Source organism: Zeimonas arvi, from assembly GCF_008039575.1.
GTDB classification, from domain to species: Bacteria; Pseudomonadota; Gammaproteobacteria; order Burkholderiales; family Burkholderiaceae_E; genus Zeimonas; species Zeimonas arvi.
The window spans coordinates 19,446-40,102 of sequence record NZ_VDUY01000002.1 but is presented as its reverse complement, the minus strand read 5'-3'; the positions used below and the strand labels follow the sequence as shown (position 1 = coordinate 40,102).

Sequence of the window (20,657 nt, the reverse complement as noted above, 5' to 3'; positions counted from 1 at the left end):
TGGCGGAGACGGAGGGATTCGAACCCTCGATGCAGTTTTTGGCCGCATGCTCCCTTAGCAGGGGAGTGCCTTCGACCTCTCGGCCACGTCTCCGGGCTTCGATGACTTTCGTTCTCGATGCCGGCTCGGGGCGAATTGTACCCGAAAGCCGGGCACTACCCGAGTACCGCTCGGGCTGCCTTTCGCGTCAGGCCACCGCGGGCACGTCGCCGGACTGGTCCAGTCCGAAGGCCTTGTGCAGCGCGCGCACCGCGAGTTCCATGTACTTGTCCTCGATGACGACCGAGATCTTGATCTCGCTGGTGGAGATCATCTGGATGTTGATCCCCTCTTCCGACAGCGTGCGGAACATCAGGCTGGCGAGCCCCACGTGCGAGCGCATGCCGATGCCGACCACCGAGACCTTTGCGATCTTCGGGTCGCCGATGACGTCGCCGGCGTTGATCGCGGGCTTGACCTTGTTGTTCAGCACGTCCATCGCACGCTGGTACTCGTTGCGGTGCACCGTGAACGAGAAGTCGGTCATCCCGTCGACGCTCTGGTTCTGGATGATCATGTCGACGTCGATGTTCGCTTCGGCGACCGGCCCCAGGATCTGGAAGGCGATGCCCGGGCGGTCCGGCACCTTGGTGACGGTGATCTTGGCCTCGTCGCGGTTGAAGGCGATGCCCGAAATGACGGCCTGTTCCATGTTCTCGTCTTCCTCGAAAGTGATCAGCGTGCCGGAGCTGGCCTCGATCCCGAGCGGGAGATCGGGGGGCGTGAGGCTCGACAGCACGCGCGTCTTGACCTTGTACTTGCCGGCGAATTCCACCGAGCGGATCTGCAGCACCTTGGAGCCCAGGCTTGCCATCTCGAGCATTTCCTCGAAGGTGACCTTCTCCAGCCGGCGCGCTTCGGGCACCACACGCGGGTCGGTGGTGTAGACGCCGTCCACGTCGGTGTAGATCAGGCACTCGTCGGCGCCCAGCGCCGCCGCCACCGCCACCGCCGAGGTGTCGGAGCCCCCGCGGCCCAGCGTGGTGATGTTGCCCAGGTCGTCGATTCCCTGGAAACCGGTGATGATCACCACGCGGCGGGCGTCGAGATCGGCCCGCACCTTCGCGTCGTCGATCGAGAGGATGCGGGCCTTGGTGTAGGCGCGGTCGGTCCTCACCGGCACCTGCCAGCCTGCGTAGCTGACCGCGTCGGTCCCGATGGACTTGAGCGCGATGGCCAGCAGCCCCACCGACACCTGCTCGCCGGTGGCGGCGATCATGTCGAGCTCGCGCGGATCGGCCTGAGCACTGATCTCGCGGGCGAGACCCAGCAGGCGATTGGTTTCGCCGGACATCGCCGAGGGGACCACCACCACCTTGTGGCCGGCGGCATGCCATTTGGCGACGCGGCGGGCGACGTTCTGGATGCGCTCGATCGAGCCCATCGAGGTGCCGCCGTACTTGTGAACGATCAGTGCCATGGTCGGCTCTTGTCGCCCGGGTGGTCCCGGGCGGGTCACGTGGGAAAACCCGGGATTGTAGCGCGAGCGCCCCTGCAGCGTGGGGCCCGGCGCTAGTCCGCCAGGTAGTACTCGACCGTCGAGACCACCCTCACCTTCTTGATGTGTGGCGTGCTGGCGTCGCGATCCGCGATCGAGAACTGTCCCTGGCTGGCGCGCCGGATCTTGCCCAGGTGGCTGCCCGAGTCGTTGGCGAACTTCGTGGCCGATTCGCGGGCGTTGCGGGTGGCCTCCTCGATCATCTCGGGCTTGATCGCATTCAGGCCGGTGAACAGGAACTGGGTCTGGGCGCCATGGTCGCCGCCGATCGCGATGCCCTCCCGACCCAGTTCGCCGAGGCGGTTCATCGTGGCGCGAACCCGCGCCACGTCGGCGGTGTGGACGGTGACCGTGGCGCGGCCGGTGTAGCGGAAGGGGCTGCGCTCGTCGCCGCCGTACTCGCGCGCCTGCTTGTCGACCACCGACGGGGCCGATGACCCGATCTCCTCGGGCTTGAATCCGGCCTGCTTCAGGAACTCGACCAGGCGGATGCTCTTGCGCTCGATGGTCCGGTACAGATTGCCGACGTCGTTGTCGGCCTCGGCGAAGGAGATCGGCCATATCGCCAGGTTGGCCGGCACCTCGCGCTCGGACAGGCCCTTGACCTCGACCGTCCGGTCCAATCGCTTGAAGGCCAGCAGCGACTGACCGCCGACCCAGGCCGCGCCGACCAGGCCGATCGCGACGAGCAGGCCGAGAATGGCCGCTGCAGGGGCGAGTCGGATGACGCGAGGATCGGAAGAGGATTGCATGGATTCAAAGATTCTTGTTATTCAAGGTCTTGAAACTGCTTCGTGCCGAAATACTTGAATTCATTGGGTCGATGCTCAAACCCTGGTTCGCCATAGACGCCGAGCCAGGGCGATCCGATCGGGTGCGCACGGATGCACTCTTGCAATGTGATAAAACACTCAAGATTTGTTTTTCATCTATTTGTTTTTAATGATTTTATCAAGAATTATCCACTCGAGCCGGTAGCGTTCGCCCTGGGTTGCCACCCGATCGGCATCGATGCCCAGCCTGGGCACCCACACAGGATGCCCGCGCGACCACAGGATCGGCAAGCACGGCCTGAGCCAGGGCGGCACGCCCTGCTCCTGGAACAGGTTCTTCAGACTGCGATGCGGCCCGCCGGGCCGGGTTCGAAGCCGCTCCCCTCCCGTTCGAGGCCGCAGGACCAGATCGGGGGCACGGAGGTCATCGGCACCCAGGCCGGGCCGGCCAGGCTCCAGGACAGGCTCGATCAGCAGCCAGCCGCCGAGCCCGGGACAGTCGATCCGCCCCTCGCCGGCCCAATCGATCGGCACCGACCGCGCTTCCCTCGCCGCTCCGAGCGGGACCGTGCCGGCAGCGGGCACGCCCTCCGGAGCCCTGCCACCCGGCGCGAACCCCGCTGCAGCAGGCGCGAGGATCACCAGATCTCGATAGCGGCGCACCACGCACCCGTCATGGCTCATGGCCGCCTGCGCGTCCTTGCGCGGCGACTCCAGCTGTCGCGCGATCTCCGCAAGTCGCGCACGCGAGGGCATCCGCACGCCGCACTCGGCGAGCCAGCGGCGCAGCACGCCCGGCCGGCGCGCCACTGGCAAGGCCCGCCAGGCCGACAACGACAGGCACAGGCCGAATTCCCTGGTATCCACCTCGACCCCAGCCAGGTCCCGGAGCTCCAGGGCGCGGATGCGGTCGCGCGCCTCGCGCAGCGAGGCCAACGTGTCGGGCAGACGATGGCGCAGCGAAGGCAGCACCCGGTCGATCGCCGGCATCAGCTGGCGACGCAGCGCGTTGCGGGCCACGCGCTCGTCGGCGTTGGACGGATCCTCGATCCAGGAGAGCGCCGACTCCCGGGCCCACGCTTCGATGCATCGCCGCGACAGCGCCAGCAAGGGCCTCATCAGCCTGAGCCCGTCGCGGGTCAGGTCGACCTCGATGCCGACCAGGCCATCCAGCCCCGCCCCGCGCGCGAGCCGAAGCAGGAAGGTCTCGATCTGGTCGTCGGCGTGGTGGGCGGTCAGCATGACCGACACGCCGCTCTCCGCGGCCATTTCGGCCAGCGCCGCGTAGCGATGCTCGCGCGCCCAGGCCTCGAGACTCTCGCCGCGTGCGGGCGAACCGGCCAGCCGCCGTGTGCGGAAGTCCACGCCCAGCGCTGCCGCCTGGCGCGCGCACTGGATGGCCCATTCGGCCGAAGCCGCCTGCAGCCCGTGGTCGACGTGCAAGGCAAGCAGCCGCCCGGCCGGCAGGACTTGCGCCGCCGCGTGCAACAGGACGGTGGAATCGAGGCCGCCGCTGAAGGCGACGGCCGCGCGCGCCGAAGCGCCCAGCGGCGCGAGCGCCGCCTCGAGCGCCTCGACCGGGCCGGGATCAGCCCTGCCCGGTCTCCTTGAACTTGCCATAGGCCATGATCCGCTCGAGGCGATGCCTGAGCAGGTCGTCGAGCCGCATGCCCTGCAACTGGCGCAGCGAGTCGGACAGGGCGCGCTTGAGCAGCAGCGCCATCTGCTGCGGATCACGGTGGGCGCCGCCCACCGGTTCGGTGACGACCTTGTCGACCAGGCCCAGGGTCTTGAGGCGCTGAGCGGTGATGCCCAGGGTTTCCGCGGCGTCGGGCGCCTTCTCGGCGCTCTTCCAGAGAATGGCCGCGCAGCCCTCGGGCGAGATCACCGAATAGACCGAGTACTGCAGCATCAGCGTGACGTCGCCGACCGCGATCGCCAGCGCGCCACCCGAGCCGCCTTCGCCGATGATCGTGGTCACGATCGGCACCCGCAGCGCGGCCATCTCGAACAGGTTCCGCCCGATCGCTTCGGACTGGTTGCGTTCCTCGGCGCCGATGCCCGGGAAGGCGCCCGGCGTGTCCACGAAGGTGAGCACCGGAATCTCGAACTTCTCGGCCAGCTTCATCAGCCGCAGGGCCTTGCGATAGCCCTCCGGCCGCGGCATGCCGAAATTCCGGTAACCGCGCTCCTTGGTGTCGCGCCCCTTCTGGTGGCCGATCACCATCACCGACTGGCCGTTGAAGCGGGCCAGCCCGCCCACGATGGCCGGATCGTCGGAGAACGCGCGATCGCCGTGAAGCTCGTGGAAGTCGGTGAAGATCGCCTTGACGTAGTCGAGCGTGTAAGGCCGCTGCGGATGGCGGGCGACCAGCGCGGTCTGCCAGGGTGTGAGCTTGGCGTAGGTCTCCTTGACGAGGACCACGCTCTTCTTCTGCAGTCGCTCGACCTCGTCGGCGATGTCCAGCGCCGAGTCTTCCTGCGCAAAGCGCAGCGCCTCGATCTTCTGCTCGAGGTCCGCGATCTGCTGCTCGAAATCCAGGAAAGTCGTCTTCATCAGTACTCCACGGGCACCGGCTCGAGGCTGCGCCACAAGTACCAGGTGGCGACCGTTCTCCAGGGGCGCCAGGCTTCGCCCAGCTGCCGCGCCTCGCGTCGCGTCACGCTCGCCCCGTTCCGGTAGTGCTTCTCGATTCCGCGCAGCAAGCCGAGGTCATCCACTGGAAGAACATCGGGCCGCAACAGATTGAATATCAAAAACATTTCCGCTGTCCAGCGGCCGATTCCGCGGACCGTCACCAATTCGGCGATGATGGCCTCGTCGTCGCGCGAAGGCCAGTGCGTGGGATCGACCTCGCCGACATGGAAGCGCCTGGCCAGGTCCTTCAGGTACTCGGCCTTGCGCTCGGACAGCCCGCAGTTTCGCAAGGTGGCCACGCGCATCCGCGAGACCCGCAGCGGAACGACCTCGCCGGCGGCCGCTTCGAAGCGGTTCCAGACCGATTGCGCCGCCTTCACCGAGATCTGCTGGCCCACGATCGAACGCGCCAGGGTCTGGAAGGGATCTCCGCGCGACACCAGATGGGCATGGCCCCGTTCGGCGATGATCCGCCCCATGACCGGATCGCGCCGCGACAGGTCGCGGCAGGCGTCGTCCCAGAAGTCGGGTTTCATCGGCTCGGGCTATCCTCGCGGCGGGCGCGCAGTGTATCAGTGCCCGCGCAACGGCAGGTTGAAGAGCAGGTTCTGCGGCTTCATGCGCAGCACCCCATCCTCGTCCATGGCAAGCGCCAGGTAGACCGGCTTGCCGGCCAACTGTGGATCCTGGTCTTCCAGGCGCTCGAAGTCCAGCCGCATCAGCAGCAGCAGGCGGCGATGCTCGTCCGGCGTGAGGCCGCCGTCTCGCCAGAGCGTGTCGAGCAGCTTGCTCGATTCGACGTCGAGCCCGACATGCCAGCGCCACCGCTGGTCCTCGATCTGGGCCAGCGTGCGGACCTTGACCGCCACGCCGAGCAGGTGCCCGACCCAGCGGCGAAGGAGGTCGCAGAGCATGGCCGAGGCGGTGCGCCCGTGCGTGAGCTCGACCGCGAAGTCGTGGCGCTCGTCACGGCCGAAATAGGCCTCGGCATTCTCGCGGTCGATGACCTCCAGGTCCACGCCGCGGGCAGCGACCTGCGCCTGGGCCAGCAACCGGCCGAGATCGCCGAGCCCCTGGTCCTCGCGACGCGCGTCGACCGTTTCGAGGTCGGCCAGCAGCACCCGGTTGTCGGCGATCGACACCCGCTGCTCGCGGAACCACAGCTCGGCCACACGCAGCATCAGCCCGTCTTCGCAGTCGGCCAGCAGATGGTGGACGATGATCTGCGCGAGTTGGTCCACGAAGAGCGGCGGCACGTCGATCCGGCCCGCACGCTGCGCATCGGCGAAGACGGCCACGTAGGCCGCCTGCAGGTTGGGCGCGCCCAGCAGCCGGTCGCGAAAGCGCAGGAACATGCGCCAGTTGTCGCGGGCATCGGGATCGGCCAAGCCGGCCAGTTGCGCGTCCGGAACCGCCGCCCGCGGCGCCGCCAGCAGGCCGGTGTGCAGCGCGCGCTCGGCGGCGCAGGACTCGGGCACCGGCGCGAGCTCGGGCCGGCGCAGGTAGGCCGCCAGGAACTCGTCGGTGACGATGAGGCCACCGTGCTCGTCCACGTCGAGCAAGGCCAGCCCGGAATGGACCCAGAAGGGTTTCATCCGCTCAGGCGCGCCGCCAGGTCGTGCCACCGGGACCGTCTTCGAGCACGATGCCCTGCACGCTCAGCGCGTCGCGGATCCTGTCGGCCTCTGCCCAGTCCTTCGCTTTCTTGGCGGCGACCCGCTCGGCGATCGCGGCTTCGATCGCGGCGTCGTCCGGCGCGCCTGCCGAAATCGCGGCCTCGCTGCCGTGCAGGCCGCTGCGGCGCACCTCGGCCGGGTCGCGGGCGAGCAGGCCCAGCAGGCCGGCCAGTTGTCGCAGCTCGCGCACCGCCTGGGAGGAGGCGCTGCGGTGGGCCTCGGCGGCAAGGTCGAACAGGACGGACAAGGCGATCGGCGTATTGAAGTCGTCGTCCATGGCCTCGCGAAAACGCGCGGCGGCGGGCGCTGACCAGTCGATCGGCGCCTCGCCGGCCGGCGCGGCGAGCGCCGCCCGCGCGGCGGCATCGGCGGCGGCTGCCGCATCGAGCGCGCCGTACAGCCGCAGCAGCGCCTGGCGGGCGTCCTCGAGATGGGCGTCGGAGTAGTTGAGCGGGGAGCGGTAGTGCGCGCGCAGGATGAACAGCCGCACCACCTCGGCGTCGAACTTCTTCAGCACCTCGCGGATCGTGAAGAAGTTGCCCAGCGACTTCGACATCTTCTCGTCGTCGACGCGCACGAAGCCGTTGTGCATCCAGTAGCGCACGAACTGGCAGCCCAGCGCCCCTTCGCTCTGGGCAATCTCGTTCTCGTGGTGCGGGAACTGCAGATCGGCGCCGCCGCCGTGGATGTCGATGGTCTTGCCGAGCAGGCTGGTGGCCATGGCCGAGCACTCGATATGCCAGCCGGGGCGCCCCGGACCGAAGGGCGAGGCCCATCTGGCCTCGTCGGGCTCGTCGGCCTTGGCAGCCTTCCAGAGCACGAAGTCGAGCGGATCCTGCTTGGCGTCGTCGACGGACACCCGCTCGCCGGCGCGCAGGTCGTCGAGCGACTTGCCGGACAGCCGGCCGTAGCCGCCAAAACGACGCACCGAGTAATTGACGTCGCCGTCCGCCGCACGATAGGCAAGGCCGTTCTTCTCGAGCCGGTCGATCAGGCCGAGCATCTGCGGCACGTACTGCGTGGCGCGCGGCTCGTGATCGGGCCGCTGAACGCCCAGCGCGTCGGCATCTTCGTGCATGAAGCCGATGAAGCGCTCGGTGAGCTCGCGCATGGTCTCGCCATTCTCGACCGCGCGACGGATGATCTTGTCGTCGATGTCGGTGATGTTGCGGACGTAGGTGACCTGGTAGCCCGAGGCGCGCAACCAGCGCTGCACCACGTCGAACACCACCAGCACGCGGGCGTGCCCCACGTGGCACCAGTCGTAGACGGTCATGCCGCACACGTACATCCGCGCGCGGCCGGGTTCCAGCGGGACGAATTCTTCCTTGCTGCGGGTGAGCGTGTTGTAGAGGCGGAGCATGAGCGCGCAGGACGCGCCGGGCCGACGGCCGCGCGTTGCTAGAATGCAGGGATGCGATCGAGTATAGCACCGGGCCTGAGCCGTCCTGCCGCCCCTTGGGCCGCCCATGTGGTCGCCGCCTGCGCGCTGTGGGGCGCCCTCGCCGCCGCATTCTTCGGGGCTGCGGCGATGGCCCAGTCGCCCGCCTCGACCGAGCTGCCCGCCTTGCTCGCGCCCGGCTCGCCGATGCCGGCCATGTCCGATCCGCGCGCCGCCGACACCGCCTACGCCCAGGCCCAGCGGCTCGCCGACGAGGGCAAGCCCGACGACGCGCTCGCCGCGATCGAGGTCGCGCTGAAGGAGTCACCCTCCGACGTGCGCCTGCGCTTCCTGAAAGGCGTGATCCTGAGCGGCCAGGGCAAGGACGCCGCCGCCATCGAGGTCTTCCAGGCGCTCACCCGGCAGTTCCCCGAGCTGCCCGAGCCGCACAACAACCTGGCGGCGTTGCACGCCGCGCGCGGCGAGCTCGACCTGGCGCGCGCCGCGCTCGACGAAGCGGTGCGCGCGCTGCCCTCCTACGCACTGGCCCACGAGAACCTCGGCGACCTTCACCTGCGGCTCGCGATACGCGCCTGGCAGCGCGCGGCCGAGCTCGAGCCGGCGAACGCCGCGGTCGCGTCCAGGCTCAGGCTGGCGCGCGAGCTCTCGCGACAGATCGCCCCAGCGGCGCCCGGCGCGGCGCCGCTGCCCGGATCGCGCTGAGCGCTGGCGCCAGTCCCGTCCTCGCCCCGCCTACGTTTCCTTCCTCCAGTTCCTTCCTCCAGGAGTCCACAGAATGTTCCGCAAGCTTCCGCTGATCGGCGCCCTGATGTTCGCGCTGGCCGCCCCCGACGATGCCGCGGCCGCGAATCCGCAGGTGCTGGTCAAGACTTCGGCCGGCGAATTCGTGATCGAGCTCTATCCGGACAAGGCACCGGGCACCGTCGACAATTTCTTGAAGTACGTGAACGACGGCTTCTACGCCGGCACGATCTTCCACCGGGTCATCGGCAACTTCATGATCCAGGGCGGCGGCTTCACGAAGGATCTCTACGAGGGCGGCCTGCGACCGAAGCCCACCCGCGCGGCAATCGCCATCGAATCGCGCAACGGCCTGCGCAACGACACCGGCTGGGTCGCGATGGCGCGCACCGGCGACCCCGATTCGGCAACCTCGCAGTTCTTCATCAATGTGGTCGACAATGCCGGCCTGAACTATCCGCAGCCCGACGGTCACGGTTATGCGGTATTCGGCAAGGTCATCCGCGGGATGGACGTGGTGAACAAGATCCGCGCAATGCCTACCCGCACGGTCGGCCCCTACCGCGACGTGCCCGGCGACGCGGTCGTCATCGACTCGATCGCGGTGGTCGGCGCGCCGCGCTGATCCCTGTGCTCGTGGCCGCATCCGGGTCCTGCCTCGCCCACGGGCCGTCCCTGTCGGGCAGCGACGTCGCGCTGTTCGGCTCGGACATGCACCTGGGCGATCACGACCCGGCGACGGCGACGCTGTTCTTCCAGCGGCTCGAAGCGGCCTGGCCCCAGGCGAGCCACGTGTTCCTGCTCGGTGACCTCTTCGAGGCCTGGGTCGGCGACGACCAGCCGGACGCGGTCGCGGCCGACGCCCAGGCGCTGTTCGCCCGCATCGGCGCCAGCGGCCGCCGGTTCTACGTGATGCGCGGCAACCGCGATTTCCTGCTCGACGCGGGCGGCGGCGAGCCTGCTGAGCCGCGCTTTGCCCAGCGATGCGGCGCCACCATGCTCGACGATCCCTGCCTGGTCGGACTGTTCGGCCAACCGGCGGTGCTGGCGCACGGCGACGCGCTCTGCACCGACGACATCGATTACCAGCGAATCCGCGCCGAGATCCGCGCGCCTGATTGGCGCAGCGCCTTCCTGGCCCGGCCGATGCCCGAGCGGCTGGCCTTCGCGCGCTCGGCCCGCGCCCAGAGCGAGCGGGTCAAGGCCGCGCGCTATCCGTCGGATGTCAACGCGGGCGCGGTCGACGCGCTGCTGCGCAAGGCCGGGGCGAGGCTGCTGATCCACGGCCACACGCACCGGCCGGCCTGCCACCGCTGGCTGCTGGACGGCCAGGCTGCCCGGCGCTGGGTTCTGCCCGACTGGGATGCGATCGACGGCCGCGGCGGCTTCCTGTGGGCCGACGCCGGCGGCTTCGAGACCGACGGCTGGCTATCCGCTTCGGGCGCCTAGTCCACCATCCGGTTCAGGGCACCGGCATCCAGCGGCTCGCAGCATTCCTGCACGTCGGCGCCCATCCGCCGCAGGCATTGCTGGAGGGCCTCGATCTGCCGGTCCTGCTCGGCCACGTGATCGATCAGCCGGTGCAGCGCCACTGCCAGCGGGTCGTCGGCGTCGCGGGTGACCGCATAGGCGGAGAAGCCCATCTTCGCGGCCTGCTCCTCGCGGCGCCGGTCGGCCTCCTCGACGATGATCCGCGCTGGAATACCGACCGCCGTCGCGCCGGCAGGCACCGCCTTGACCACCACCGAGTTCGACCCCACGCGCGCGCCCGCGCCCACGATGAACGGCCCCAGCACCTGCGCCCCCGCGCCGATCACGACGCCCGGTTCGAGGGTGGGATGGCGCTTGCCCTTGTCCAGCGAGGTGCCGCCCAGCGTGACGCCCTGATAGATCGTGCAGCCATCCCCGATTTCGGCTGTCTCGCCGATCACCACGCCCATTCCGTGATCGATGAACACGCGGCGCCCGATCGTGGCGCCCGGGTGGATCTCGATGCCGGTCAGGAATCGGGTCAGGTGCGACACCCAGCGCGCCGGAGTGCTCAGGCCCGCCGCCCAGAGATAGTGGGCGCCGCGATGAAGCAGCACTGCGTGAATCCCCGGGTAGCAGAGCAGCACCTCGAGCGTCGAACGTGCGGCCGGGTCCTTCTCCAGCACGTTCGCGATGTCTTCCCGCAGGCGTTCGAACATGATTCCGGTTCTCCAGTTGTCGGCGACCGCGAGTTTAGGGCCTGAACAGGTCGCGGGTCGCGCGGTCGGCCAGCGCAGGCGGGCGCGAGGGCAAGTGCACCCAGCCGCTCATCAGCCTGCGGGCGCTGCGCGACAGCACCGCCTTGTCGAAGCGCCAGGCGCCGTCGGCGAGCGACAGCTCCGCGCCCACGGTGAGCGTGCCCGCCGGGTGGCCGATGCGGGTCGGCACGCCCGGCAGGGTGCGCGCCACCTCGCCGACCACGGAGCCGGGCAGCGCGGCGGCGGCGGCCAGCGCGATCGCCCCGCCGTCGCCAAGGGCGGCCTGCGGCCTGCCTGTCGACAGGAAGCGCGCCAGCAGGTCGATCCGCTCGGCCGCGATCTCGGCGCCGCCGACGCTCCGATAGGCTGCCGGCCGCGCGACCCAGGCGAGCCCGGGCGCGTCGGGCCTCGAACGAGCGGCCTCTTCGGGCGTCTCGGCCAACCCCATCCGGACCGCCGCCTCGGCACGGATCGCCTCGAGCAGACCGAGCAGCTTGCGCTTGCCCCGCAGCTGCTCCGGCAGCTCGCGGCCGCTCAGGCCGAGCGTGTCGGCGCGCACGATCACGGTCGGTTCGCCGGCGCCGACCAGCGTGGCCCTCACCTCGCCCAGGCCATCGATTCGCAGCAGCTCCTGCGGCGACCCAGTGGGCAGGAGCGCCGTCGCCGGCGAGTCGACCGCCAGGAACTCCAGCCGGATCTCGGCCCCCGGAAACGGCACGCCCTCCTCGCTGAAGGCCCCCTCCTCGAGCACCTCGCCGTGTCGAACCGGAACGAAGGCGTCGATCCGCTGCCCGACGCCCTGCTGCCAGATGCGCACGCGAGTCAGGCCATCGACAGCCGGCACCAGCCCCTGGGCGATCGCGAAGGGCCCCACCGCAGCCGACAGGTCGCTGCAGTTTCCGGACCAGTCGATGGCTGGCCGATCGATTGCGACCGCCCCGAACAGATAGTCGACATCGCAGTCGTCGCGCCGCGACGGCGAGACCACCGCGACCTTGCTGGCGCCTGGCATGCCCCCGCCCATGCCGTCGGCCTGTCGGCCGCCGGGGTCGGGGCTGCCGATCACGCGAAGCAGCAACGCATCGCGCTCGGCATGCATGCGCGGCAGGTCCTTGCCTTCGAAGAAGACGCCCTTGCTGGCACCGCCGCGCATGTAGACGGCCGGGATGCGCAGGGGCTTCAAGCGCGCTCCGCGGGCTTGCCGGGTCCGGCGGGAGCCGGCTCCTGGTGGCCTTGCCCGGCGACGGCGCGCGACCGGCTCGGTCCGTGTATGTCGCCATCCGCCAGCTTCAGGATCTGGGTGCAGACGCCGCGCAGGATCGCGACCTCCTCGTCCTCGAGCCGGGCGCGGCCGAAAAGCCTTCGCAGGCGCGGCATCAGCCGCTTGGGGTGCGCCGGATCGAGGAAACCGATGCGGATCAAGACCTCCTGCAGATGGCCGAAGAAGCCCTCGACCGCCTGGATCGTGGCGGGGCGGCCTCCTTCCGCGAGCCCTTCTCCCGGCCCCTCACCGGGCTCGCCGGTACTCGTCGCGAGCGGCTGCAGCCGGTCGAGCGAGCGCAGGCAGTAGGCGACGATCTGTGCGGCCTGGGCCAGGTTCAGCGAGTTGTAGTCGGGTTCGCCCGGAATGCTGCACATGAGCTGGCAGCGCGCGGCGTCTTCGATGGACAAGCCGGTGCGCTCCGGCCCGAACACGAGGGCGACCTGCGCGTCGGGCGTGTCCAGCAGCGCCGCCCTCGCGTCGACTGCGATCGCTTCGGGCGGGCGGGGCTGCGGACCGAACTCGCGCGCCTCGGCGCTGACCGCCACCGCCAGCGTGAAGGGCGCGAGCGCCTCGTCGAGGGTGGCCGCCACGCGGGCCTGCGCGAGCACGTCGTGTGCGCCGCTGGCGCGCGCCACCGCCTCGGGGTGCGCGAGCACGTCTGGCTCGCGCGGGTCGACCAGGATCAGCCGGCGCAGGCCCATCGTTCGCATGGCGCGAGCGACCGCGCCCACGTTGCCGGGATGGCTCGGCCGCACCAGCACGAACGCCAGGCGCTCGAACCACGGCGGCGCGGAACGGTGCAAGGCGGACAGGTCGAATCCCTTACAATGGCGGATTGCACACAGACAGACCGAAGAGGTCTCACCGTACATGCATCCGATGCTGAACGTGGCGGTTCGCGCGGCGCGCCGCGCCGGGCGAATCATCAATCGCGCGAGCCTCGACCTCGACACGCTGCAGGTCGCGCGCAAGCAGCGCAACGACTTCGTGACCGAGGTCGATCACGCGTCGGAAGAGGCGATCATCGACACCCTGCTGACCGCCTATCCGGGCCATTCGATCTTAGCAGAGGAGTCGGGTCACTCGGAGAACGGCCGGAAGGTCGACAGCAAGAAGGGCGGCGGCCAGATGGCGCAGGTCATGGAGGCCGAGAACATCTGGATCATCGACCCGCTCGACGGCACGACCAACTTCATCCACGGGCTGCCGCAATACGGCATATCCATCGCCCTGATGCAGCGCGGCCTGGTCACGCAGGCGGTCGTCTACGATCCATCGCGCGACGAGCTCTTCACCGCGTCCAAGGGCCGCGGCGCTTTCCTGAACGACCGCCGGATCCGCGTGTCCAGGCGCACCCGGCTCGAGGAGTCGCTGGTCGGCACGGGCTTCCCGTTCCGCAAGATCGACAACCTCGACCAGTACCTGGCGATGCTGCGCGCAGTCACCGAGAAGGCCGCCGGCGTGCGCCGGCCGGGCGCGGCGGCGCTCGACCTGGCCTACGTCGCCTGCGGCCGCTTCGACGCGTTCTTCGAACTGGGTCTCTCGCCCTGGGACGTGGCCGCAGGCAGCCTGCTGATCACCGAGGCTGGCGGCCTGATCGGCAACTTCACGGCCGACGGCGACTACCTGTTCGCCGAAGAAGTGGTGGCCGGATCGCCCAAGGTCTTCGCCGCGATGATCGCGCTGCTGCGCGGCACGCGGGGCGCCGCGCGGCAGGCCTGAGTCAGCCCTGACCGGACAGCCAGGCCGCCAGGCCGTCGGCGTTCAGCCCGATGTCGAGCGTGAAGATCCGCTGAAGCTCGGCTTCGTCGGCCGTCCATCCCTGTCGGCGGGCCTCGGTGAAGATCAGCTCGCGCATCCCGTCGCGAAGGCACTCGCGCAGCGCCTCGGTCGGCACGCCGTGTGCGGGGGCCGCCGCGGCATCGCCGAGGCGCGCCGCGCAGTCGCGCCCCAACGCCACCATGGCATCGATCTGGCGATGCAGATCGGCAGCCAGGCGAGGCACGTCGCCCACCGGGCCGAAGTGGGTCAGCGCGACCGCGCGCGGTTGCAGCGCGGCGATGCGGTCGATCGACGCATGCAGCGCCGGCGGGTCGAACTGCACCGGCGTGGTCGAGGGCACGACGAACTGCCGATCGCCCTGGTCCAGCTCGCGGTAGGACAGCCCGAAGGTGTCGCCGGCGAACACGATTCCCGCCTTGCGATCGACCAGGCAGAGGTGGTGCTTCGCGTGCCCGGGAGTGTCGATGGCCTCGAGCCGCCGACCGGCAAGCTCGATCGCGAATCCGTCGGGCGCCTCGACCACCCGCTCGGCCGGCACCGGGACGATCTCGCCGTACATCTGCCGGGCGGCTTCGGCGCCATAGACCGCCACCGTGCCGGCCATCAGCCTGGCCGGGTCGATCATGTGCCGCGCGCCGCGCGGGTGAACGAGCAGCCGCGCCGCGGGCAGCCGGCTCATCAGCAGCCCCGCCCCGCCCGCGTGGTCCAGGTGAACGTGGGTGAGCACGACCCAGTCGACGGACTCGGGCCCCAGCCCCAACCCGGCCAGCGCCTCGAACACGCGCGGGACCGAATCGTTCACCCCGGTGTCGACGATCGCAACCCTCCCCCGCTCGACGATCAGGTGGATCGCGTCGAGCCGGGGGCGGAAGAAACCGGAATCGACGACGTGGATGCCGTCGCCGAACTCGCTCAGCACCCGACGCACTCCAGCAGGGCGTCGATGCCTTCGAGCGGCTCGAATCGGTTGCCGCGCTGGATCAGCCGGGTGGGCCCCGCCATGACGCGCTCGCGAAGCGGATGGCGCTCGTCACCCGGATAGGCGACCACCCGGCAGCCTTCCAGCTCGAAGGGCTCGGGCTCGATCAGCACCGGCCCGCGGCTGCGCGCGGACTCGATGACCTCGGCGGCCGACCGGTGCTGCGCGAGCTGCACCAGGCTCATGATCTGCGGCGGGCCCATCACGATCGAGCCGTCGCGGTAGCGGCGCAGCGCCTCGCGCGGATTCAGCCAGTCGCCGGCCACCGCCTCGTGATCGTCGAAGCCGGCCACCTGCCCCTCCGGCACCGCCGCCACGAAGAACCGGGTGTCGAAGCGCTTGTTGCGGGCCATCGCCGACGGCACGCGCGGGGTGATCCAGCGCGACCAGGGCACCAGCGCATCGGCCATCAGTTCCAGGTCGTGGGCGGCCAGCACCTCGGCGAAACCGAAGCCTTCGCGCAACATGGCCCAGGCCCGCTCGCCTGCCTCGGCGCCCGCGCCGCGCGCCAGCAGCACCCGCGCCTCCTCGAAGGTCTCCCGGCAGGCGGCGTAGAACAGGCCGGCAGCCGTGGCGGCGTCGAGATCGGGCTCGCCGAGCGCGGCATGCAGCCGATCGGGCAGCGAGCCGACCCGGCACAGCGACTCGCCCTCGCAGTCGGCGCGGTCCAGCTTGCCGCCCGGGAAGACGTAGGCGCCGCCGAAGGCGCCGGAGTCGTCGTGGCGGCGGAGCATGTACACCTCCGGCCCCTCGTTTCCGTCGCGCAGCAGCACGACGGTCGAGGCAGGACGGGGAACGATGGGCTGAGCGTCGTCGAGAGCGTGCATGTCTGGGGCCGCGATCCGGGGAACAGCCGTGATGATGCACCAGATCGCGACGCCCTCTCACCACGCCGGCTAGAGCGACATCGACGGTCTCTCGCCCATCGCCGCCCGCCAGCGGATCAGGTTCGGGTGCTGTTCGCCCGGCTTGATCTTCACGATCCGAGCGAAGTCGACCGCCACCGCCGCGGTGATGTCTGCGATGCTGAATCGGTCGGTGGCCACGAAATCACGCCCGTCCAGGCGGCCGTCGAGCATGACGAAGAAGTTCGCCACCCTCGCCAGCCCGCGCGCCGCGAGCTCCGGTATCTGGGGGTAGTCGACCGCGCCCGGAAGCGCCCGGTTGGCCATGGCCGGCGAGCTGTTGCGCAAGGCCTCGGCAATGGCCAGCAGGCCCTCGAACTCCATGCGCCAGTTCCAGCTGGCGATCTCGGCCTTCTCCTCGGGCGTGACGCCCAGCAGCGGCGGCTCGGGGAAGCGGGCTTCGACCCAGGCTGCGATCGCCGCGTTGTCGGTCAGCACGACGCCCTCGTCGGTGCGCAGCGCGGGCACCGTGCACTGCGGGTTCACCCGGCGAAAGGCTTCGCCGAACTGCTCGCCGCTGCGCAGGTCGATCTGCACGACGTCATGGGCAAGCCCCTTCTCGGCCAGCAGGATGCGCGCGCGGCGCGGGCTCGGCGCGGTGGCGCAGTCGTAGAGTGTGATCATCCGGCGGCTCCCGTCATCTTGTCTTGCGTGTTCGTGTCGAAGTCACTCGCGTCGTGACGCTCGTGCAGTTGGCTGGAGGGCTGCCCGAAGGTGCGATTGACCATCCGGCCGCGTCGGGCGGCCGGACGAACGGCGATCCGGTCGGCCCAGGCGATGACGTGCCGGTACTCGTGCACCTGAAGGAACTCGCCGGCCTCGTAGAGCTGACCCTTGACCAGCGCGCCGTACCAGGGCCAGACCGCGATGTCGGCGATCGTGTAGTCGTCGCCCGCCAGGTACGGGCTCTCGGCCAGGCGGCGATCCAGCACGTCGAGCTGCCGCTTCACTTCCATTGCATAACGGTCGATCGCGTACTCGATCTTGACCGGCGCGTAGGCGTAGAAGTGACCGAAGCCGCCACCGAGGAAGGGCGCGCTGCCCATCTGCCAGAAGAGCCAGGATAGGCACTCGGCCCGCTGGCCGGTCTCCGTGGGCAGGAAGGCTCCGAATTTCTCGGCCAGGTAGACCAGGATCGCACCCGACTCGAAGACCCGGATCGGCTTCGGGCCGCTGCGGTCGAGCAGGGCCGGGATCTTGGAGTTGGGGTTGACCGCGACGAAGCCGCTGCCGAACTGGGCGCCCTCGCCGATCGGGATCAGCCAGGCGTCGTACTCTGCGCCGGCATGGCCCAGGGCCAGCAACTCCTCCAGCATGACGGTGACCTTCACGCCGTTCGGCGTGCCCAGCGAGTACAGCTGCAGCGGGTGGCGGCCGACCGGCAGTTCCTTCTCGTGGGTGGGGCCGGCCACCGGTCGATTGATGTTCGCGAAGCGGCCGCCGTTGCCCTGCTTCCAGGTCCAGACGGCGGGCGGCGTGTAGTCGGTGGAATTGGTCATGCGGCGTTCTCCCGGTTCGATGCGAGGCTCGACGATACCAGCGCGACCGGCGGCCGCGACGGCGGCGTCGCCGATCGGCTCGCGAAACCCCGGACTAGCGGCCGAGCGCCCGCATGACTGCGCCGGTTCGATTCGACACGCCAAGCTGCCGATAGATGTTCTGCAGGTGCTTCTGCACCGTCCGCTTGCTCACGCCGAGCAGCTCGCCGACACAGGCATCGGTCTTGCCGGCTGCGATCCAGCCGAGGATCTCGGTCTGGCGTGCCGTCAGCCTCGTTGCGACACCCTGCGGGCGCGAGCGATCGTCGGGCGGGGCCGACAGGCCGTCCCCGCGCTGCCGCTCCAGCAACAAGGTGCAACCCGCGCCGCAGGCCAGGGGCAGGCACCGGATCGCCAGCCGCAATCCGGGCCGCACCTTGAGCATCGCCGGCTCGATCGAGGCATTCGGCGCGGTCGCCAGCGCCTGCAAACGCGCCCGCAGCCAGCGGCGCAAGGGCTCGGACAGCGCCGTGCCTCCGCCAGTGCCATCGCGGGCAAGTTCGGCCAACCAGAACAGGCCCTCGCCAGAAGCGTCGACGACCTGCAGTTGCGGATCGAGGCGAACCATCCCGACCCTTTCGCCGTCTGGAAGCCGGCGCAGCAGATTCTCGGCGCAGGCCGCGCAGGCCATCGCAACGGACTGGCGATAGATCGCGACGACCTGGTGTCGCAGCAGCTCCAGCAGCGCTGCCTCGCCATCGGTGAAATCGCCATGCGCCCGATTCAACACGATGCCGCGCAGCTCGTCGCCCTGCCAGCCGATCGGCAGCAGCACGGCGCTGTCGATGCCCAGCGGCCGGTAGTAGGCCTCGAACAGCTCGCTGTCATGGAATTGCGCGAGCGGCAGGCAGTCGGAGATCCGGCGCACCCGGGCATGCGGGTGCCGCAGGTGATAGCGGACCAGCGGATGGCCCGACATCAGGCGATCGAAACAGGCCAGATCGGCGAGGCCGAGCCGGCCGGCGGGCTGCGCGGATACCAGGCGCCGCCCCAGGCTCAGGTCGCAGACACTGAGCGTGAGCAGCTCGGCCGGAACGATCCGGGCGAGCGTCTCGAGCAATTCGCCCACTCGACCATGGCCCGGGCCGGGCACGCGCTCGTCGACCGTCCCGAGCAGTCGGAACGCCCGAACGATGTCGCAGTGCCGGGGCGCTCTCAAGGTGCTTCCTTCCTGCGGAGCGTCACGCCGCGCAGCCTACGCATCACTGCGCATTTACGGGCTGGCGGCGCAAGTCGAAAGTATAGGTGTCCGACGGCGCCGGCGCCATCGACACGCCCGATCCACGAAGCCGGCGTGGATGACCCTCGATCACAGGCATCGCACTGGAGGCGATCATGTCCCTTGACCAAGCGAAACTCGATAGCTTCCTCGGGAAGATGGTGAACGAACTCGGCGCCATCGCAAGCGCGCCGCTCGTGGTTCTCGGCGACCGTCTCGGCCTGTTCCGCAGCATGGCCGGCGCCGGTCCGATGAGCATCGACGATTTCGCAGAGGCGAGCGCCATCCGCCGACGCTACGCGCAGGAGTGGTTGAACGCCATGGCAGCGAGCGGCTACGTCGAATACGACCCCGCCAGCGAGCGTTACCGCCTCTCGGACGAGGCCGCGATGGTGTTCGTCGACGAGAACAGTCCGGCCTACATGGCCGGCGGCTTCGAGGTGCTCACTTCCTTCTACCACGACATCGACAAGCTGCAGCGCGCCTTCACCAGCGGTAGCGGCCTGGGCTGGCACGAGCATCACCCGCTGCTGTTCTCCGGCACCGAGCGCTTCTTCAGGGCGGGCTACAACGCGCATCTCGTGCCGGAATGGATCCCGGCGCTCGAAGGCGCCGACGCCCGGCTGAAGGCCGGCGCCCTCGTCGCGGACGTCGGCTGCGGCCATGGCGCCTCGACGATCGTGATGGCCAAGGCCTATCCCGAGTCGCGCTTCGTCGGCTACGACTACCATCAGCCCTCGATCGACGTCGCGCGCGAGAAGGCCCGCGATGCCGGGGTCGCCGACCGTATCCGCTTCGAGCGCGCAGGCGCCAAGGACTTCCCGGGCAAGGACTACGACATGGTCGCGTTCTTCGACTGCCTGCACGACATGGGCGACCCGGTCGGCGCGGGCCGCCACGTCCGCGAGACGCTGAAACCGGACGGCACCTGGATGATCGTCGAGCCGTTTGCGGGCGACTCGGTCGCCGAGAACATGAATCCGGTCGGCCGCGTCTACTACGCGGCGTCGACGATGGTCTGCACGCCCTGCTCCCTGTCGCAGGAAGTCGGCCTCGGGCTCGGCGCCCAGGCTGGCGAGAAGCGGCTTCGCGAGGTCGCCACGGAAGCCGGCTTCGGGCAATTCCGGCGCGCGACCCAGACACCGTTCAACCTCGTCTTCGAGGCGCGCGCCTGACCGGCGCGCGACCGATGACCCGATCCTGCCCCTGCAGCCGTCTTGATCTTCGTCAGCGTGCCCGCTGCCGGCCGGACCCCATACTCGGGACTGCCGGCGCATCGGTGCGCCGGCGGCAATCGGGGCGCGTCTGCGGGCAGCAGGGATTCGATGGCGGAGCGCAGCCTTCTGCCTCGCCTTGGCGATCGGCGGCTGCGGTGGCGGCGACGATTCCACCGCGCTCACGGTGACCATCGACGGGCCGGCCATCGTGGAGTTCGACGGGCCCGCGATCGTCCTGAGCGGCACGGCATCGCTACCGGAAGGCTCCTACGTCACCGGCGGCACGCCGTCGGTTCCCTGGGTCACCTGCCAGACCGGGCCCTACACGTTGACCTGGTCGAACGCCGCGACCGGGCAGAGCGGCAACCTCACCGCGTTCTGGAACTGCACGGAATCCTTCCTTCGCTGGTCGACGATTCCGCTGCCGCTCGCCCTCGGCGCGAACCCGGTCACCGTGTCGATGATCGACGAGCGGTCGAGCGCCAACGACAGCGACAGCGTGACGGTCAACCGGCGCTGAGCTCGAGCGCCGGCAGGCGCCTCGAGCGCGGGTCCGCCGATCCGCGCTGGCATACTTCGACCTTCCACGGATGGCCTTGACCCCGAGCGAAGTGCCCGCCCCTCGATCCCTCTCCGGCAAGCCGGATCCCGACCAGGATCTGGCCGCCCACACCCCGATGATGCAGCAGCGTTTGTTTGGCTACAGTAAAGGGTTTCAGGCCATGTCCGTAGAAACCTATACCAAAACCTATACTTGA

General features: G+C 69.6%; 22 protein-coding genes and 1 tRNA gene. 7 read left to right on the top strand and 16 right to left on the bottom strand.

Going from position 1 to position 20,657, the window contains the following annotated elements; all coding sequences use genetic code 11:
• The 8 genes from FHP08_RS04630 to cysS form a co-directional block, all read right to left on the bottom strand.
• Nucleotides 1-93 (bottom strand) — tRNA-Ser (locus FHP08_RS04630).
• 94 nt (nucleotides 94-187) lie between these two features.
• Entirely contained in the window at nucleotides 188-1,459 is a 1,272-nt protein-coding gene (locus tag FHP08_RS04625) for an aspartate kinase (protein ID WP_147703166.1), read from the bottom strand.
• 92 nt (nucleotides 1,460-1,551) lie between these two features.
• Nucleotides 1,552-2,289 carry an SIMPL domain-containing protein gene (locus FHP08_RS04620; RefSeq protein ID WP_147703165.1) on the bottom strand — a complete coding sequence of 246 codons (738 nt, stop codon included), beginning with the start codon at nucleotides 2,287-2,289 and terminating at the stop codon, nucleotides 1,552-1,554.
• A 177-nt stretch (nucleotides 2,290-2,466) separates the two neighbouring features.
• Nucleotides 2,467-3,930: a tRNA lysidine(34) synthetase TilS gene (gene tilS / locus FHP08_RS04615; RefSeq protein WP_147703164.1), complete on the bottom strand. Its 1,464-nt coding sequence runs from the start codon at nucleotides 3,928-3,930 to the stop codon at nucleotides 2,467-2,469.
• Complete coding sequence (locus FHP08_RS04610) at nucleotides 3,899-4,867, bottom strand: acetyl-CoA carboxylase carboxyltransferase subunit alpha (protein WP_147703163.1); 969 nt, start codon at nucleotides 4,865-4,867, stop codon at nucleotides 3,899-3,901. Before FHP08_RS04610 ends, tilS begins: the two co-directional genes overlap by 32 nt.
• Nucleotides 4,867-5,484 carry a DNA-3-methyladenine glycosylase family protein gene (locus tag FHP08_RS04605; protein ID WP_147703162.1) on the bottom strand — a complete coding sequence of 206 codons (618 nt, stop codon included), beginning with the start codon at nucleotides 5,482-5,484 and terminating at the stop codon, nucleotides 4,867-4,869. The genes FHP08_RS04610 and FHP08_RS04605 overlap by 1 nt, the downstream gene beginning before the upstream one ends.
• 36 nt (nucleotides 5,485-5,520) lie before the next feature.
• Nucleotides 5,521-6,543: a DUF6352 family protein gene (locus tag FHP08_RS04600; protein WP_147703161.1), complete on the bottom strand. Its 1,023-nt coding sequence runs from the start codon at nucleotides 6,541-6,543 to the stop codon at nucleotides 5,521-5,523.
• A 4-nt stretch (nucleotides 6,544-6,547) separates the two neighbouring features.
• Complete coding sequence (gene cysS, locus FHP08_RS04595) at nucleotides 6,548-7,987, bottom strand: cysteine--tRNA ligase (protein ID WP_147703160.1); 1,440 nt, start codon at nucleotides 7,985-7,987, stop codon at nucleotides 6,548-6,550.
• 51 nt (nucleotides 7,988-8,038) lie between these two features.
• On the opposite strand from cysS, the gene FHP08_RS04590 reads away from it, so the two are divergent.
• The 3 genes from FHP08_RS04590 (at nucleotide 8,039) to FHP08_RS04580 (ending at nucleotide 10,216) form a co-directional block, all read left to right on the top strand.
• On the top strand, nucleotides 8,039-8,728 hold the full coding sequence (locus tag FHP08_RS04590; protein WP_147703159.1) for a tetratricopeptide repeat protein: 690 nt from the start codon (nucleotides 8,039-8,041) through the stop codon (nucleotides 8,726-8,728).
• A gap of 73 nt (nucleotides 8,729-8,801) precedes the next feature.
• On the top strand, nucleotides 8,802-9,392 hold the full coding sequence (locus FHP08_RS04585; RefSeq protein WP_147703158.1) for a peptidylprolyl isomerase: 591 nt from the start codon (nucleotides 8,802-8,804) through the stop codon (nucleotides 9,390-9,392).
• A gap of 11 nt (nucleotides 9,393-9,403) precedes the next feature.
• The gene (locus FHP08_RS04580; RefSeq protein ID WP_222707815.1) at nucleotides 9,404-10,216 is read left to right on the top strand and encodes a UDP-2,3-diacylglucosamine diphosphatase; all 813 of its coding nucleotides are present in this window, start codon (nucleotides 9,404-9,406) and stop codon (nucleotides 10,214-10,216) included.
• Here the strand turns inward: FHP08_RS04580 and cysE are convergent.
• From cysE to FHP08_RS04565, 3 genes are read right to left on the bottom strand one after another with little or no spacing between them, the layout of a single operon-like run.
• Entirely contained in the window at nucleotides 10,213-10,956 is a 744-nt protein-coding gene (gene cysE, locus FHP08_RS04575; RefSeq protein ID WP_147703157.1) for a serine O-acetyltransferase, read from the bottom strand. The genes FHP08_RS04580 and cysE overlap by 4 nt on opposite strands.
• A gap of 34 nt (nucleotides 10,957-10,990) precedes the next feature.
• Nucleotides 10,991-12,178, bottom strand: a complete 1,188-nt coding sequence (locus tag FHP08_RS04570) for a PrpF domain-containing protein (protein WP_147703156.1) — start codon at nucleotides 12,176-12,178, stop codon at nucleotides 10,991-10,993.
• On the bottom strand, nucleotides 12,175-13,062 hold the full coding sequence (locus tag FHP08_RS04565) for an RNA methyltransferase (RefSeq protein ID WP_225879033.1): 888 nt from the start codon (nucleotides 13,060-13,062) through the stop codon (nucleotides 12,175-12,177). The genes FHP08_RS04570 and FHP08_RS04565 overlap by 4 nt, the downstream gene beginning before the upstream one ends.
• A 67-nt stretch (nucleotides 13,063-13,129) precedes the next feature.
• On the opposite strand from FHP08_RS04565, the gene FHP08_RS04560 reads away from it, so the two are divergent.
• On the top strand, nucleotides 13,130-13,981 hold the full coding sequence (locus tag FHP08_RS04560; protein WP_147703154.1) for an inositol monophosphatase family protein: 852 nt from the start codon (nucleotides 13,130-13,132) through the stop codon (nucleotides 13,979-13,981).
• Between the two features lies 1 nt (nucleotide 13,982).
• Here FHP08_RS04560 and FHP08_RS04555 read toward each other — a convergent pair whose 3' ends face one another.
• The 5 genes from FHP08_RS04555 to FHP08_RS04535 form a co-directional block, all read right to left on the bottom strand.
• Nucleotides 13,983-14,960, bottom strand: coding sequence for an MBL fold metallo-hydrolase (locus FHP08_RS04555; RefSeq protein ID WP_225879032.1), 978 nt, complete (start codon nucleotides 14,958-14,960; stop codon nucleotides 13,983-13,985).
• On the bottom strand, nucleotides 14,954-15,754 hold the full coding sequence (locus tag FHP08_RS04550; RefSeq protein WP_225879031.1) for an NUDIX hydrolase: 801 nt from the start codon (nucleotides 15,752-15,754) through the stop codon (nucleotides 14,954-14,956). Before FHP08_RS04550 ends, FHP08_RS04555 begins: the two co-directional genes overlap by 7 nt.
• Nucleotides 15,755-15,916: 162 nt before the next feature.
• Nucleotides 15,917-16,549, bottom strand: coding sequence for a glutathione S-transferase family protein (locus tag FHP08_RS04545; protein WP_147703151.1), 633 nt, complete (start codon nucleotides 16,547-16,549; stop codon nucleotides 15,917-15,919).
• Nucleotides 16,546-17,424 carry a glutathione-dependent disulfide-bond oxidoreductase gene (yghU, locus tag FHP08_RS04540; RefSeq protein WP_147703150.1) on the bottom strand — a complete coding sequence of 293 codons (879 nt, stop codon included), beginning with the start codon at nucleotides 17,422-17,424 and terminating at the stop codon, nucleotides 16,546-16,548. Before yghU ends, FHP08_RS04545 begins: the two co-directional genes overlap by 4 nt.
• A gap of 94 nt (nucleotides 17,425-17,518) precedes the next feature.
• Complete coding sequence (locus FHP08_RS04535; RefSeq protein WP_147703149.1) at nucleotides 17,519-18,622, bottom strand: helix-turn-helix transcriptional regulator; 1,104 nt, start codon at nucleotides 18,620-18,622, stop codon at nucleotides 17,519-17,521.
• Nucleotides 18,623-18,798: 176 nt separating this feature from the next.
• Here FHP08_RS04535 and FHP08_RS04530 point away from each other — a divergent pair, with 176 nt between their 5' ends.
• The 3 genes from FHP08_RS04530 to FHP08_RS18405 all read left to right on the top strand — a co-directional run bounded on the left by FHP08_RS04530 (nucleotide 18,799) and on the right by FHP08_RS18405 (nucleotide 20,657).
• Nucleotides 18,799-19,857 carry a methyltransferase domain-containing protein gene (locus FHP08_RS04530; RefSeq protein ID WP_147703148.1) on the top strand — a complete coding sequence of 353 codons (1,059 nt, stop codon included), beginning with the start codon at nucleotides 18,799-18,801 and terminating at the stop codon, nucleotides 19,855-19,857.
• Between the two features lie 178 nt (nucleotides 19,858-20,035).
• Entirely contained in the window at nucleotides 20,036-20,419 is a 384-nt protein-coding gene (locus FHP08_RS04525) for a hypothetical protein (protein WP_147703147.1), read from the top strand.
• A gap of 70 nt (nucleotides 20,420-20,489) precedes the next feature.
• Nucleotides 20,490-20,657: a hypothetical protein gene (locus tag FHP08_RS18405; protein WP_187272168.1), complete on the top strand. Its 168-nt coding sequence runs from the start codon at nucleotides 20,490-20,492 to the stop codon at nucleotides 20,655-20,657.